Here is a 14,203-nt window from a genome sequence, read left to right as displayed (position 1 = left end):
TTTTGCTATTTGTTTTACAAAAATGTAATAAACTGAATAAATTTTACAAAAATGTAATGAAAAGGGCGGAAATTAGGCGATTTTGTACAGTGCAAAGGGGTAAAAGCATTGCTAACTTATAGTCTGTTAATTAAAAATCTCTGAAATGGCGATCCCGGAACAAGTCCGGGATGACAAGACGGGGAAGACATTAAGGGAAAAAAATGAACAATAGTCGTAATAAGGCCATCTACGATATCGCAACTGCTCCGGTGAGCGCTGTGATGCCTGCCGCTCCTGCGAATGTCGATTTCTATGGCGAAGACGTTTTCAATGCCGATGCCATGCGCACCTACCTCCCGAAGGACATTTGCGAAAAACTTCTCGCAACGATTGACGAAGGTGTCGCTCTTGATCCGAGCATCGCTGGCGATGTCGCTCATGCAATGAAGCGCTGGGCAATGGATCGCGGTGCAACGCACTTTACGCATTGGTTCCAGCCTTTGACCGGCTCCACTGCTGAAAAGCATGACAGCTTCCTTGAACCGTCTGGTTGCAAGGCGATTATGGCCTTTAGCGGCAAAAACTTGATTGTCGGTGAACCGGATGCTTCTAGCTTCCCGAGCGGTGGACTCCGTTCTACGTTCGAAGCTCGCGGCTATACGGCTTGGGATCCGACTTCTCCGGCGTTCATCAAGCGTCACGGCAATGGTGCTACGCTTTGCATCCCGACCGCTTTCTGCAGCTATACGGGTGAAGCTCTCGACAAGAAGACTCCGCTCCTCCGCAGCTTGCAAGCGCTTTCCAAGTCGACTCGCCGCCTCATGACTTGCTTCAAGGCCGGTCCGAAGAAGACGACTGTTACGCTCGGCGCCGAACAGGAATACTTCCTCATTGATAAGAGATTTTATCTGCAACGCCCGGACTTGTACCAAGCCGGCCGCACGATTTTCGGTGCTACTCCTGCAAAGCACCAACAAATGAATGACCATTACTTTGGCAGCATCCCGAGCCGCATCTTGAACTTTATGAACGATGTGGAAAAGGAATTGTGGAAACTTGGCATCCCTGCAAAGACCCGCCACAACGAAGTTGCTCCGGCCCAGTTCGAACTTGCTCCGCTCTTTGAAGAAGTGAACCTCGCTTGCGACCACAATATGCTCGTGATGGAAACGCTCCGCAATGTGGCGGACCGCTACGGTCTCGTTTGCCTGTTGCACGAAAAGCCGTTTGCTGGCGTGAACGGTTCTGGTAAGCACAACAACTGGAGCCTTTCTTACGGCAAGGGCAATTTGCTCAATCCGGGCAAGGACCCGCACCAAAATGCCGTGTTCCTCACAGCCATTTGCGCCATCATGTACGCCGTTGATACGCATGCTGATTTGCTTCGCATGACTTGCGCAGGTGCTGGTAACGATCACCGTCTCGGCGCTCACGAAGCTCCTCCGGCTATCATCTCCATTTACCTCGGCGATCAGCTTACGGACGTGATCGAACAGCTCGAACAAGGTGTACCGAAGTCCAGCAAGCAAGCTGGCGCCATGAAACTTGGTTCTGATACACTTCCGCCGCTCCCGCGTGATGCTACGGACCGCAACAGAACTTCTCCGTTTGCATTTACGGGCAACAAGTTCGAATTCCGTGCACCAGGTTCTAGCCAGAGCTGCTCTGAACCGAATGTTGTTCTGAATACAATCGTCGCTGAAGCTTTCGACTTGATTTCGGATCAGCTTGAAAAGCTCGATGACAAGAACTTCCACACGGGCTTGCAGAAAATTTTGCAAAAGATTGTGAAGGAACACAAGCGCATTTTGTACAACGGAAATGGCTATACCGAAGATTGGGTGAAGGAAGCCGAAAAACGCGGCCTCCCGAACATCCGCACTTCGATGGAAGCGCTCAAGGCTTTGACGAGGGACGAAAATATTGCTCTCTTCGAAAAGTATGGCGTAATGAACCGTGCCGAAATGATTTCCCGTTACGAAGTGAATTGCGAAGACTTCCACAAGCGTATTCATATTGAAGGTGAAATTGCTCGCGATATGGCAAAGAATATTATTTTGCCGAAGGTCGTGGAAGCATATTCCAATGCGCTCAAGACAAACGAAATGGCTTTGAACCAAGGATTCCCGGGTCTTGACGGTTACGCCAAATCGCTCGGCGAAGGCTTGATTCGTTTGACGGCTGCCATTGATGTGATGGAAAAGTCTCTTGGTGGACTCCATGAAGGCATTGTCGATGCGATTGCCTCTCTCCGCAAGGAAGTAGATGGCTTAGAAAAAATCGTTCCCGACGAACTCTGGCCCCTGCCGAAGTATAGAGAAATGCTTTTCATTTACTAATGAAAAGCATGGCCTCCCGTCGAAGGTGGGAGGCCTCAATGCGCATTCATTTACTAATGAAAAGCATGGCTTCCCGTCGAAGGTGGGAAGCCTATATGCCCATTCATCTACTAGTCGTTGGCTGATGACTTGTGTGCAATTTGAAAAGTCGCGGGAATGTCTCGCGGCTTTTTTATATAGTGTCTGAATTTTAGTCTTTTTTTCTATTATTGGAAATAAATATTTGAAATGTGTTCTGTAAAGGGAATTTATGGCTAAAAGGTATTACAAGGTTGCTGAACATCAGTTTTCTGTTGATGCTGACGAAGATATGTTTTCGTTGATGCAAAATTATGAGCCTTTCATTGTAAATGGTGCTGATGACGCTTGTGATGCGGATGCTGTTTTCTCACTTTCTATTGTACAGGGTGCTTACGTCGAGTATGTGGAAGAAATGCGCCAGAGCGAGGAAGGCCAAGATATTATCTGTGGCCATACCGCTGAAAATCTGCCGACTTTTGAGTTTGTATTAAGGGGCGTTTCAACGGGAATGTTGGTTTGCTCAAAAGACTACAAGTCGGCAAAACTTTATCTGCCCGAAGAAAAATCAAAAACCAATAAGTTTTCTATTGACAACGCGTTGATGGTCTTGTATGCTTTGGCTACGGCAAATCTTGGAACGGCTTTGTTCCATGCCGCTGTGGTGACTTATCAAAATCGTGGATATCTGTTCCTTGGAAAAAGCGGAACGGGGAAAAGTACCCATGCAAGATTGTGGCTGCGCCATATCGCCGGTACGGAATTGTTGAATGACGATAATCCTGTCGTTCGCTTTTTTGAAGATGGCTTGTGCGCCAAAGTTTATGGAAGTCCTTGGAGTGGTAAAACTCCATGCTACAAAAATATGGATGCTCCGTTAGGTGGATTCGTTTTGTTGGAACAGGCTCCGCATAATAAGATTGAACGTTTACGTGGCGTGTCGGCATATGCGGCGCTGTTGCCTAGTATTTCTGGAAAGCGTTGGGACAGGGCTATTGCTGATGGCTTGCATCGTATAGAAAATTCGCTTGCTTCGCATGTTCCTGTTTGGCATTTGGAATGTTTGCCGGATGAGGCTGCTGCTAAACTTTGCTGTGAGACGATTGCGTGATTTCGGATGATTTTATTCTTTCAGAGGCGATTCGCCTGGTTGACGACGGCGTGGCCGTTACGTTTCCGGTGAATGGTGTAAGCATGTTGCCTTTTATTGTAGGCGGCTCTGAAAAGGTTGTCCTCGAACGTCCAGAAGGTTGTAAACGCGGGAGTGTTGTGCTTGCCAAAGTTGAAACTGGTAATTATGTAATACACCGCATTGTGGCGATAGACGGAAATCACGTGACCTTGATGGGCGATGGCAATTTGTCGTTGCGGGAACATTGCAATTGGGATGATGTTCGTGCAAAAGTTGTTTATGTTGTAAGTGCTAAGGGCAAAAAACGCTCATTAGAAACGTTTTGGCGGAAATGTGCTGCAAAATTGTGGTATATTCTACTACCTTTTAGACGTTACTTTCTATGGTTTTATAAGAGGGTTAAATTATGAAAATTAAGAATGGTTTTGTGCTGCGCGATGTTTGCGGTGAACAAGTAATTATGGGTGAGGGTGTTGGCGCTCTTGATTTTGGTCGACTCCTTTGTTTGAATGAAACTGCATCATGGTTGTGGAAACAGGCTGAGGCTCAAGGTGATTTTACGGTAGAAAGCCTTACGGATGTACTTTGTGAAGAGTATGACGTGTCAAGAGACGATGCCTTGAAAGATGTGGCATCGATTGTTAATGAATGGCAGAAAGTAAACGTGGTTGAATGAAGTACGTTGCTTGGCTGTGGCATGAACTGCGCGGATTCCGTGCAAATATCATCATTCGCGTAATGGTGGGTGTCGGGCGTGTTGCGCTTGGACTTTTGATGATATGGCTCAGCAAGCAGTTTATTGATGAGACTATCCGTACGGGGACAAATGATGATGTTATCCGTATGGTTGTTTTTTTGGTACTTACGGTTGTTGGCTCTATTGTACTTCGACTTGTGTATTATTACATGAATGCAAGTGCAATGGTGCGAAAGTCGAATGCTTTGCGCTTGACTTATTTTGAGTTGCTGTTCGAACGGAAACTGTACGGCAGCAAGCCTCTACATTCGGGCGATATTTCGTCGAGACTCACGAAAGATGTTGAGACGGTCTGTACATCTACGATGGAAACGATTCCAGATATGTTGGTGACGGGCGTGCAACTCTTGGGTGCGTTTCTCATGATGCGTTGGTTCGATGTACGCTTGGCATGGGCGCTGTTGCTCTTTACTCCTGTAATGATTGTGGTTGGAAAAATGGTCTCGCGAAAGTTGCGTCAGATGACGCTTGATATTCGCGATGGAGAAAGCCGTATCCAGATGCAGGTGCAGGAAGCAGTGGAATATAATGCGGTGCTGCGTTCGCTCGAAAGTGAAAATTGGGTGACGGGGCTCTTGAAGGGAAAACAGAAAAAGCTGGAACATGATGTTTTGCGCCGTACGCGATTCACGACGATTTCGCGTTTTTCGCTGGGCTCTGCTTTTGGCCTTGGTTACTTACTTGCGTTTGTATGGGGTGGCCTTGGGCTGCGCGATGGAATAATTACAATCGGAACGATGACTTCTTTTTTGCAGTTGGTGGGGCAAATCCAACATCCGATTTTGACGCTTTTGAGAATGGTTCCGCAATTGATTCATTCTACGGCGAGTATTGATCGCTTGGATGAATTGAAACGCGATGCCGGAGAAGTTCCGGTAAAGCGTGATGAGTCGCATTTGTTGGATAGTGTTGCTGCGCAAAGCGAAAATGCTGTTCGAGTGGGTGTCCGTCTGGAAAATGTGAGTTTTGGCTATGAGACGGAAAATGCGCAAAAAGGAAATAGGGAAGAAATTATTTCGCATTTTTCGCATGATTTTAAACCGGGCAGCAAGTCTGCCATTATGGGTGAAACAGGAACGGGAAAGACTACTTTGTTTAGAATCTTGCTCGGATTTGTTCCTCCCGATGAAGGCCGTGCCTTGATTTATTTAGAACATGATGGCACTGCATTTGAACGTGTTGTTGCAAAGGATACGCGTAAAGAGTTTGTGTATGTTCCGCAGGGCAATACGCTGATGAGCGGTACGATACGGCATAACTTGCAGTTCGCGAGGCCCGGCATCGGAGACGCCGAGATGCGGCAGGCTTTGCATGCCGCATGTGCTGATTTCGTCTTTGATTTGCCGGAAGGCTTGGATACGAATTTGGGTGAACGTGGTCGTGGCCTTAGCGAAGGCCAATCGCAACGTATTGCGATTGCGCGTGGACTGTTGCGGCCCGGAAATGTTTTGCTGTTCGACGAAATCAGCGCCTCGCTTGACGAATCGACGGAAAGCGAACTTTATAGGCGCTTGTTTGAAATGTTCCCTGAAAAAACGATGATATTTGTGACGCACCGCCCGGCAGTATGCGAACTCTGTGACGAAGTTGTTCGAATCAAGCCTAATTAAATTTTAGTTTTTATTTGCGTTTTAAACTAGCAAGTGCAAAAATAAGCGAGATGGCAATCCCGATATGGGGAATGTAGGCGGGGAGTGCAATTTTTGCAGTTGACGCAAAAATTGCGGGGATAAGCCCGAAAAGTCCACCGACAACAACGCCTGCGTACCACAATGTTTTTTTGATGTTGAACTTTTTGTGTGCTATGATTGCGACTGCAAGCGGTGCTACAATTCCCGGTGTGTAGACGGAATACGCCATCGTTAAAAGCCCTATAATATCTTTGCCTTGGAGTGCAAGGTAAGTGGCGATGACACCGATAGCGACAACGATCAAACGAACTACAGAAATTCGACGTGTGTTCAGTATGTCGCTTCCGAAAATGGCTGCGGAATTGATGAGGCATGTGTCTGCTGACGAAAGCAGTGCCGATAAAAGTCCGACGGATAAAAGTGCAGCGAGTGGTAGCGGAAGCACGCCGGAGGCGAGGCGGAATAAAGGATTCACGCTATTGCCGGCTACATTCGGTGCGTAAGTGGCTGCCCACATGCCGAGCAAAACGATAATCACGCTAAAGACGAGGATGGCGAAACTTCCGATGACAACGGCCTTGCGCGCCGATGAAGAATCTTTCGCAACGAGGTTTCTCGAAATCACATCGGGGCCGAGGAAATAGGCTCCGCCGACGGTAAATAACATCATCGCTAAATCGGAGAAACTGAATTTTTCGTTCAAGAGATTAAAGTTTCCGAAAGAGGCAAGGCCTGCGGAGGTCCCATTTGCCAATGTCGCGCTTTCTGCGCCGGAAAAACCGCCGAACAAATAAATTGCGGCGGCGAAAAATCCAAGAGTCAAAATTCCAAATTGCAGTGCGTCAGTGCGGACAACAGAAAGTTGCCCACCTAAAAGCGTGTAGACAATCACGATGACTGCTGTAATCAAAACGGATTGCGTGCCTGCATCATGCCCAAGCACAAGCCCGATGAATCCTGCGACAGCTGCAAACTGTGCAGCGATAATTCCAATCCATGAAACGGCAATAATAAATGCGACGAGCTTTCGTCCTGTTCTCCCGACCGTCTTTTCGGCAATTTCAGGGAGCGTGCGGACGTCGAGATCGTGAACCGGTTTGCTCAGGAATGCGGCCTGGAACCAGAAGCCAATTGCTCCGACGCCCAGCCACCAAAATGCGGCAAAACCGATACTTTCGGCACGTGCGGCGATGCCCACTGTTGCAGAAGCCCCAAGGACAGTGGCCATGAGGCTCATGAAAACGAATGGTGAACTTTGTTTACGGCCTGCAACGACGTAATCGTCGAAATTCTTGACCTTGAATAAATCGCGGATGCAAATGAATCCAAGGACAAGAAAATAGATGATGAGAAGTTTCATGACCTAAAGTTAGAATTTTACAGGTTGCCGTATTCGCCGATGTCGGGAACGAGCGAGCCAGATTTCATGTGGTAAACGCGATTGCTGTAACCGAATGCGTTTTTGTCATGTGTGGCGATGACGACAGCGACTCCCGTCCGTGCAAGCCTTGCAAAAAGACTATAGACCTTGCGGCTGTTTTCTTCGTCGAGGTTGCTTGTTGGTTCGTCTGCAATAATCAAGTCTGGCTTGTTGGCTAGAGCACGTGCAATGGCAACACGGCGCAATTCACCACCAGAAAGATTTTGCGGATGTTCGTTGGCGAGGTGTGCGATGCCGAGCTTGTTCAATAGCGCTTTGATATGTTCCTTGTCGATTTTCTTGTTATACAAGGTCGAAGTCAAAGTGATATTTTCGGCGACGGTGAATGCTGAAAGGCTTGCTGTATTTTGTGGAATGTAGCCGATGCGCTCGTTGCGTAAACGTGCGAGATCTTCATCGTTTAATTTAAAGAGCGGCTGCCCATCAAGTTCGACGTTCCCTGATGTCGGTGCGGTAACGCCAGCAAGGGCGTTCAAAAGAGTGCTCTTGCCACTTCCGGATTCTCCGAAGATGACGGTAAAATCGCCTGACCATGCGAAGAAATCTGCGTTGTTGACCGCATTAAATTTTTCGCCACGTCTTGTGTATTGCTTTGTTATGTTGTTTCCGTTAAGTATCATTAAGCGTCCTCCTTTAATGCAGTGTAAATGTCGATTTTTCCGACTTTTCTAGCGATGTGGTACGCAGCTCCGATGCCTGCAATAGCGGGGATGAAGAGCGCACCGATAATTGTTACAAGGATGGTGGATGCGTTAGGGAGTGAAAAGGGTATCTGCAAATTATCTTGTATCAAAAAGCGGAAAGATATGATGCCGACGGCTCCAAAAAGCGTACCTGCAAATGCTCCGCTTCCGCTTGCAATCAAGGATTCTCCAAGAACGATGTTGGTGAGCTTTTTGCGAGTAGCTCCGATAATGAGGAGTGTTGCAAATTCACGTTTGCGTTCGTTTGTCGAAACCGAGAATGCAATGTAGACAACTGCAATCACGATGAACAAGAAGAACCCAGAAATTATCCATACTGCAATTTTGAATGAGCCTGCAGTTGCGATAATGCTATCGAACATGTTCTTGCGCGGGATGACTTGCAAGTCGTTGAATTGTTCGTAAAGCGATTGAGAAATTTTTTCGAAATCTGCTCCATTTTCGAGGTTTACGAGGATTGCGGAAGGCTTTTCTTCGGGGATGAAGTTGTAACCTTTGCTGGCCGCGGCCTCTCGGAGCAATTCGATTGTTTCGATGTCGGCAAATATGGCTTGGTCGAGCTTGTTTCCTAGAGGTTCAAGCGTTCCAACGACGGTAAATTCCTTATCGAAAAATTTGATGATTCCGCCCTTTTCAATATCGATGTCGCTTCCGGCGATGACATAACCAGGCTTGAATTCGCTTTTGTATGTTTTACGAATCCATGGCTTGATAGTAAAATCAGTTTTGGAATCGAAGCCGATAATGTTGACTTTCTTATCGCAGCAACTTGCGCTGAGTGTAGTGAAGTAAAATTGCGGGGAGGCAATTTTTACTCCAGGGAGCTTTCGTGTAAAGTCTAAAACTTCGCGAGGGAGTGTGTGATTGCTCAAATCACCTTGCAAAAGAATGGACTGGTCCTTGGCTTCACTATCAAAGGGGACGATGAGCAAATCGGCTCCCATGCGTGATGAAAGTTGTTCGAATCCAGTGTCAAGGCTTTTGGAAAAAATGACACTAGAAAGTAATGTTGCCGAAGCGATGGCGGTCAAAATCACAAGGCCGAGGCTTCGAACAGGGTGACTCCAAAAGTTTGTATAAATAATTTTAAGCGTAGTGTGTTTCATTAGTAAAATCCTCCGATTCGAAGTTGCGGCTTGCCAAGAAGGCGATATTAGCCACAGCAAAAAGTGCGATAACGATTCCTACCAGCTGAAGAACTGGGGATGAAATAGAATGACAGTGCATGTGCGGGTGCGAACAGACGCCTACAATGACTGTGGGGACAAGTGAAGTAATAACACCCAAGGCGATTACCGCAAAAGACAAGGCCTTTTGTGCTTTGGGTAATAGCAAGTAGGCGATGCCAATGAGTGCGATGGCGATACCTACGAAGCCGTCAGTGATGGAGGTGTAATGGCATCGCATAACGATGCCCTCCATGTGTTTGCAAAAAGGAAGCAAAACAAAAGAGAGCAACGAAACGATGGTGCCTAGTAAAACTGTTATAGATCCAAAAAATATGCCGTTTGTCATAAATACCTCCTTGTCTTTGTGCGATGCCAAATATAGAAGGCGTTTATGAGTTTGTCCAATACTTTGTTTTTAGGACTTCTTATAGAAAAAATCTATAACAAACCGCGTTACTGTCATCCTGGAGGGCAACGCCCGATAGGATCTATGATTTTTTATTGCTGCAATGTTGCTTTTTGATAAATGTCTTGCATCACGAGGCCCGCAATAGTGAATCCGAAAATCGCGGTGGCGTGTGCCATGGTGCCGTTGATTTGTGCTTTTGTACTGCACCATTCATGATTGATCAAATTCTCGTTTTGAAGTTCTGCTTCGCTGCGCTCGTGACGAACTTTGGGACACATGCAAGCATCTGTTCCGCAAGAGGAACTTTTCCCTCGGTTTTTCAAGAGCTCATCGCTATAGACGCACATGATTTTTTTCTTTGGGAATAGCTTTTTACGCTTGAACTTGTCGCGGAGTGCACGGCCGAGGGGACATCCAGAAACTTTCCAGAATTCTGCGACCTTGATTCGCGTGGGATCCATTTTGAGGGCGGCGCCCATTGAGGAAAATACGGTAGCTTTTGTTTTAGACGCGTGCCACAGCAATTGCATCTTGTTCTCGAGACTATCGATAGCATCGATAATGTAGTCGAATGTGTCTAACTGGAATTTTTCCGTATTCGCTTCTTCGTAGATGTCTTGCAGTGCAATGATTTTTGCGTGCGGATTGATTTCGAGCAAACGATTCTTGAGGACTTCGACTTTGACTTGTCCAACGGTTTTGGGAGTTGCCATCAGTTGGCGATTTACGTTGGTTATACAAACGCGATCGGAATCGACGAGAACGAGTTCCTGTATTCCTGAACGGATTAGGCTTTCGGCACACCAGCTACCGACACCGCCGAGTCCAAAAATGATGACTCGCTTTTTATAGATGCTTTCCATGACATCGTCGCCGAGCAGGAGCGATGTACGGTTGAAAATGCTAGAGCTAAGGGACATAAAACAATTATAGAAAATCCCGGTTCGTAGAACCGGGGTAATGCTACTGTTCCGAACGATGTTCAGAAGTGTAAGCGCTTAGGTATTCTTCCATTTCGCGGATGTAAATGCGGCAAATCGTGCTGAGCATGAAGTTCTTCTTGGTGATGTAGCCGATTTCCATCTTGCGGTCGTTTTCGCCTTTGGCATCCTTGAACGGCACGGCCACATAATCGGAACCGTTGATTTCTTCGCTAATGATACCGGAGCAGAGCGTGTAGCCGTTGAGGCCCACCATCAAGTTCAGCATGGTGGCGCGGTCATTTGCCTTGATGGTTCTGTGATATTCGTTTGTACTTAGAATTTCTTCAGCGAAGTAGTAGTTGCCGCTTTCGCCCTGTTCAAAAGAAAGGCACGGGTATTCTGAAAGGTCTTCGAGGTTGACGTAGGGCTTTTTCGCGAGCGGGTTGTTCTTCCACATGTAGGCGTAAGCATTGCAATCAATCAACTTCTGGAAAACGAGGTCGTGTTCTCTCAGCAGGTAAGTGATGTACTTGCGGTTAAAGTCGCTCAAGTAGATGATGCCGATTTCGCTGCGAAGGCTTGTCACATCATCGATGACTTCTTTCGTCTTTGTTTCGCGGAGGGCGAATTCGTAGTCGTCGATGTTGAATTTCTTCACCATGTTCACGAAGGATTTGACGGCGAAGGAGTAGTGCTGCGTCGAAACAGCGAAGCGCTTCTTCTTCTGTTCTTCCTTGCTGTAACGTTCGAGAACGGAAGTGTAGTGGTTGTAAAGTTCGTTTGCGCGGGCAATGAATTCTTCGCCTTCGGGCGTGAGCGTGACACCGCGACTCGTGCGGTTGAAAATCGTGATACCGATTTCATCTTCGAGATCGTGGATGGCCGTCGTCAATGAAGGCTGGGAAATGAATAAAGACTCGGCAGCCTTGTTGAAGGAGCCGACTTTAGAGATTCCGATGGCGTAGCGTAATTGTTGTAATGTCATGGTTGTTTGTAATCCCTAAATTTAATGTGAAGTTGTGAATCCCGCCTTGAGTGGGGCTGCCCCCTCTTGCGACTAGGCGAAAATATAAAAATTTTTTCTTTCCTATCCTATATGTATTATAGGAATATTAAAAATAGAAGAAACCCTCAGGTGGATTCTAGGCTTCCTGAGGGCTTCTCGTTGTGCGTCCCTATGAATTGAACGCAACTTTTAGCCTATTGAGAGCCTCGGCCAAGGTACTTCGTGGACAAGCTAGGTTCAGCCGTTGGAACCCTTCTCCGGTATTCCCGAAAAGAATCCCATTGTTGAGCCACAGTCGAGCCTTGTTGCGGATGCGCCTTTGGATTTCGTCTGGTGAAAGCCCTGTCCCGTTGAAGTCAATCCATGCGAGGTAGGTTGCTTCCATCGGTACGAGCTTGACTCCCTTTAAATTTTCTTTAATGAATTTGTTTGTGAAATCGATATTTCCTTTGATGTATTTGAGGAGCGCATCGAGCCAAACTTCGCCTTTGCTGTAGGCGGCTTGCGCTGAGACGATTCCTTGGATGCTGACTTGGCTATAGCCGGAGGCAAAAATTTGCTTGCGGAATGCGCGGCGGATTGACGGATTTTTTATGAAGGCGTGCGCGATTTGGATGCCTGCCAAGTTGAATGTTTTTGTCGGGGCGGTGACGATGATGGAATTGTTCGCAAGTTCTTCGCTTATCGAACCGAATACGGTGTGCGTTCCTTCATAGACGAAATCGCTATGGATTTCATCGCTTACGACAATGACATTGTGCTTGAGGCAAATTTCTCCGAGGCGTGTAAGCTCTTCGCGGGTCCAGACGCGGCAAACGGGATTGTGCGGGCTGCAAAGTAAAAAGAGTTTGATGTTGTTTTCGATGATTCTCTTTTCGAAATCCTCAAAGTCAATATGGTAGCGACCATCTTCGCCATAGACAAGATTATTGCTCTCGACTTTGCGATTGTTATTGATGATGACATCGGCAAAGTGCATGTAGACTGGCTGCTGGATGAGTATGGAATCGCCTTCATTCGAAAATGCTTTGATGGCCATACCGAGCGCAAACATCACTCCAGGAACCTTAATAATCCATTTGCGGTCTTCGATGTTATAATTGTGGCGGCGGCGATAAAAGTTTTTGATGGTTTCGTAGTAATCGTCTTTCGGCTCGCTATAACCGAAAATCCCATATTCGGCAACTCGAATCAACTCGTCTTGTATAAACGAAGATGTCTTGAAATCCATGTCAGCGACCCAAAGCGGGAGAAGACTGTAAGGATCTTCACCCGGCTTTACAGCACGTTGCTCTACCGCGAAGTCGTATTTGATGGAATTCGTGTGGCGACGCTCGATAACGGTATCAAAGTCTAAATTTCGTTCAAAATCTTCTGACATGGCGAGTCTCCGTTGCAAAACTTTGCAGTTGTAGGCTTTTCACGCCGGCACATAATATAGAAGGAATTGATGCTATTGTCTAATATTATATTTCTAGTACTTGTTATAGAATTTTTCTATGTGAATTATGTCGAGTCCTTTGGCAACGTCAAGGTGGTCGGATAGCGCGGTCAATAAAGTCAGATGTTGCCGTCATGGCGAACAAATGATTCCGTCATGGCGTATTCGATCCGCTATCTAGATTAATTCGTTCTTAAATGTAATAGTTCCTTGTCTTTTGACTAGCGATAGGAACGGAATAAATTGAGCGATAAGGCGAAGCTATAGCTGAGCCGAAAAAAATTTTTTTTGGCCGAAATGGGTTGAAAAAATATTGGAAAGGGTTGACATTAATTCTAAAATTCCGCCAAACCTAGCATTTTTGTAGGAATCAGACTCTTAAGGAGGCTTTTTTATGGCAAAACGTTTACGTCAAATCGCTATTTATGGTAAAGGCGGCATCGGCAAATCTACTACGACACAGAACTTGACCGCAGGGCTTGTAGAACAAGGTAAACATGTTCTCGTTGTCGGTTGCGACCCCAAAGCGGACTCTACGCGACTCCTGCTCGGTGGCCTCCATCAGAAAACCGTGCTTGATACTATTCGCGATAACAAAACCGAAATTCAGCTCTCAGACCTTGAAAAGGTCGGCTTCAAGGGCGTGCGCTGCGTGGAATCCGGTGGCCCGGAACCGGGCGTAGGTTGCGCAGGCCGCGGCATTATCACTTCCATCAGCATGCTCGAACAGCTCGGTGCATACACTGAAGATCTCGACTACGTATTCTACGATGTGCTCGGTGACGTTGTGTGCGGTGGCTTTGCTATGCCGATTCGCGAAGGCAAGGCCAAGGAAATCTACATCGTGGCTTCCGGCGAAATGATGGCCCTCTACGCTGCGAACAACATCTGTAAGGGTATCGCAAAGTATGCCGAACGCGGCGAAGTTCGCCTCGGCGGTATTATCTGCAACAGCCGTAACGTCGATAACGAACTTGATTTGCTCCGCGCATTCACCAAGGAACTCAACACGCAACTCATCCAGTATGTGCCGCGCAACAATATTGTGCAACAAGCCGAAATCCGCAAGAAAACCGTGATTGATTTCGAACCGAATTGCAACCAGGCCAACGTCTACCGCGAACTCGCGAAGAACATCGACGAAAATGAACTCTTTACCATCCCAACGCCGATGACGCAGGACCGCTTGGAACAAATTCTCATCGACTACGGCATGATGGAAAAGGACTACTCCATTTAGCGAGAACCGGC

General features: G+C 46.9%; 13 protein-coding genes. 6 read left to right on the top strand and 7 right to left on the bottom strand.

Features of this window, described 5'->3' with window-relative positions:
- Positions 1-263: 263 nt before the first annotated feature.
- The 5 genes from BUA34_RS10895 (at position 264) to BUA34_RS10875 (ending at position 5,838) form a co-directional block, all read left to right on the top strand.
- Complete coding sequence (locus tag BUA34_RS10895) at positions 264-2,321, top strand: glutamine synthetase III family protein (protein ID WP_175545455.1); 2,058 nt, start codon at positions 264-266, stop codon at positions 2,319-2,321.
- 250 nt (positions 2,322-2,571) lie between these two features.
- Complete coding sequence (locus BUA34_RS10890; RefSeq protein WP_072829475.1) at positions 2,572-3,450, top strand: hypothetical protein; 879 nt, start codon at positions 2,572-2,574, stop codon at positions 3,448-3,450.
- Positions 3,447-3,881, top strand: a complete 435-nt coding sequence (locus tag BUA34_RS10885) for a S24/S26 family peptidase (RefSeq protein WP_217650188.1) — start codon at positions 3,447-3,449, stop codon at positions 3,879-3,881. Before BUA34_RS10890 ends, BUA34_RS10885 begins: the two co-directional genes overlap by 4 nt.
- Positions 3,878-4,147, top strand: coding sequence for a PqqD family protein (locus tag BUA34_RS10880; RefSeq protein WP_072829473.1), 270 nt, complete (start codon positions 3,878-3,880; stop codon positions 4,145-4,147). The genes BUA34_RS10885 and BUA34_RS10880 overlap by 4 nt, the downstream gene beginning before the upstream one ends.
- Positions 4,144-5,838, top strand: a complete 1,695-nt coding sequence (locus tag BUA34_RS10875; RefSeq protein WP_072829471.1) for an ABC transporter ATP-binding protein — start codon at positions 4,144-4,146, stop codon at positions 5,836-5,838. Before BUA34_RS10880 ends, BUA34_RS10875 begins: the two co-directional genes overlap by 4 nt.
- A 10-nt stretch (positions 5,839-5,848) precedes the next feature.
- On the opposite strand, the gene BUA34_RS10870 is transcribed toward BUA34_RS10875, so the two are convergent.
- The 7 genes from BUA34_RS10870 to BUA34_RS10840 form a co-directional block, all read right to left on the bottom strand.
- Positions 5,849-7,219: a sodium:solute symporter family protein gene (locus BUA34_RS10870; RefSeq protein WP_072829469.1), complete on the bottom strand. Its 1,371-nt coding sequence runs from the start codon at positions 7,217-7,219 to the stop codon at positions 5,849-5,851.
- A gap of 17 nt (positions 7,220-7,236) precedes the next feature.
- On the bottom strand, positions 7,237-7,920 hold the full coding sequence (locus BUA34_RS10865; protein WP_072829467.1) for an ABC transporter ATP-binding protein: 684 nt from the start codon (positions 7,918-7,920) through the stop codon (positions 7,237-7,239).
- Positions 7,920-9,110 (bottom strand): ABC transporter permease, encoded by a 1,191-nt coding sequence (locus BUA34_RS10860; RefSeq protein WP_072829465.1) that lies wholly within the window; start codon positions 9,108-9,110, stop codon positions 7,920-7,922. The genes BUA34_RS10865 and BUA34_RS10860 overlap by 1 nt, the downstream gene beginning before the upstream one ends.
- Positions 9,091-9,519 carry a DUF4418 family protein gene (locus tag BUA34_RS10855; RefSeq protein ID WP_072829463.1) on the bottom strand — a complete coding sequence of 143 codons (429 nt, stop codon included), beginning with the start codon at positions 9,517-9,519 and terminating at the stop codon, positions 9,091-9,093. The genes BUA34_RS10860 and BUA34_RS10855 overlap by 20 nt, the downstream gene beginning before the upstream one ends.
- 152 nt (positions 9,520-9,671) lie before the next feature.
- A complete protein-coding gene (locus BUA34_RS10850; protein ID WP_072829461.1) occupies positions 9,672-10,502 on the bottom strand; it encodes a tRNA threonylcarbamoyladenosine dehydratase in 831 nt (276 codons plus the stop codon).
- 43 nt (positions 10,503-10,545) lie between these two features.
- A complete protein-coding gene (locus BUA34_RS10845; RefSeq protein WP_072829459.1) occupies positions 10,546-11,490 on the bottom strand; it encodes a LysR family transcriptional regulator in 945 nt (314 codons plus the stop codon).
- A 190-nt stretch (positions 11,491-11,680) separates the two neighbouring features.
- Entirely contained in the window at positions 11,681-12,892 is a 1,212-nt protein-coding gene (locus BUA34_RS10840) for a MalY/PatB family protein (protein ID WP_072829457.1), read from the bottom strand.
- A gap of 454 nt (positions 12,893-13,346) precedes the next feature.
- Between BUA34_RS10840 and nifH the strand changes: the two genes are divergently transcribed.
- Positions 13,347-14,192, top strand: coding sequence for a nitrogenase iron protein (gene nifH, locus BUA34_RS10835; RefSeq protein ID WP_014545823.1), 846 nt, complete (start codon positions 13,347-13,349; stop codon positions 14,190-14,192).
- Positions 14,193-14,203: the final 11 nt, after the last annotated feature.

It is taken from the genome of Fibrobacter sp. UWB12, from assembly GCF_900142485.1.
GTDB lineage: Bacteria > Fibrobacterota > Fibrobacteria > Fibrobacterales > Fibrobacteraceae > Fibrobacter.
Note: the sequence above shows the minus strand (reverse complement) of the source record. Positions and strands in the feature narration are given on the sequence as shown.

Coding starts and splice junctions, on each gene's coding strand:
- BUA34_RS10865 (WP_072829467.1), bottom strand. CDS start 7,920: ATGATACTTAACGGAAACAACATAACAAAGCAATACACAAGACGTGGC.
- BUA34_RS10850 (WP_072829461.1), bottom strand. CDS start 10,502: ATGTCCCTTAGCTCTAGCATTTTCAACCGTACATCGCTCCTGCTCGGC.
- BUA34_RS10880 (WP_072829473.1), top strand. CDS start 3,878: ATGAAAATTAAGAATGGTTTTGTGCTGCGCGATGTTTGCGGTGAACAA.
- nifH (WP_014545823.1), top strand. CDS start 13,347: ATGGCAAAACGTTTACGTCAAATCGCTATTTATGGTAAAGGCGGCATC.
- BUA34_RS10890 (WP_072829475.1), top strand. CDS start 2,572: ATGGCTAAAAGGTATTACAAGGTTGCTGAACATCAGTTTTCTGTTGAT.
- BUA34_RS10860 (WP_072829465.1), bottom strand. CDS start 9,110: ATGAAACACACTACGCTTAAAATTATTTATACAAACTTTTGGAGTCAC.
- BUA34_RS10870 (WP_072829469.1), bottom strand. CDS start 7,219: ATGAAACTTCTCATCATCTATTTTCTTGTCCTTGGATTCATTTGCATC.
- BUA34_RS10895 (WP_175545455.1), top strand. CDS start 264: ATGCCTGCCGCTCCTGCGAATGTCGATTTCTATGGCGAAGACGTTTTC.
- BUA34_RS10845 (WP_072829459.1), bottom strand. CDS start 11,490: ATGACATTACAACAATTACGCTACGCCATCGGAATCTCTAAAGTCGGC.
- BUA34_RS10840 (WP_072829457.1), bottom strand. CDS start 12,892: ATGTCAGAAGATTTTGAACGAAATTTAGACTTTGATACCGTTATCGAG.
- BUA34_RS10855 (WP_072829463.1), bottom strand. CDS start 9,519: ATGACAAACGGCATATTTTTTGGATCTATAACAGTTTTACTAGGCACC.
- BUA34_RS10875 (WP_072829471.1), top strand. CDS start 4,144: ATGAAGTACGTTGCTTGGCTGTGGCATGAACTGCGCGGATTCCGTGCA.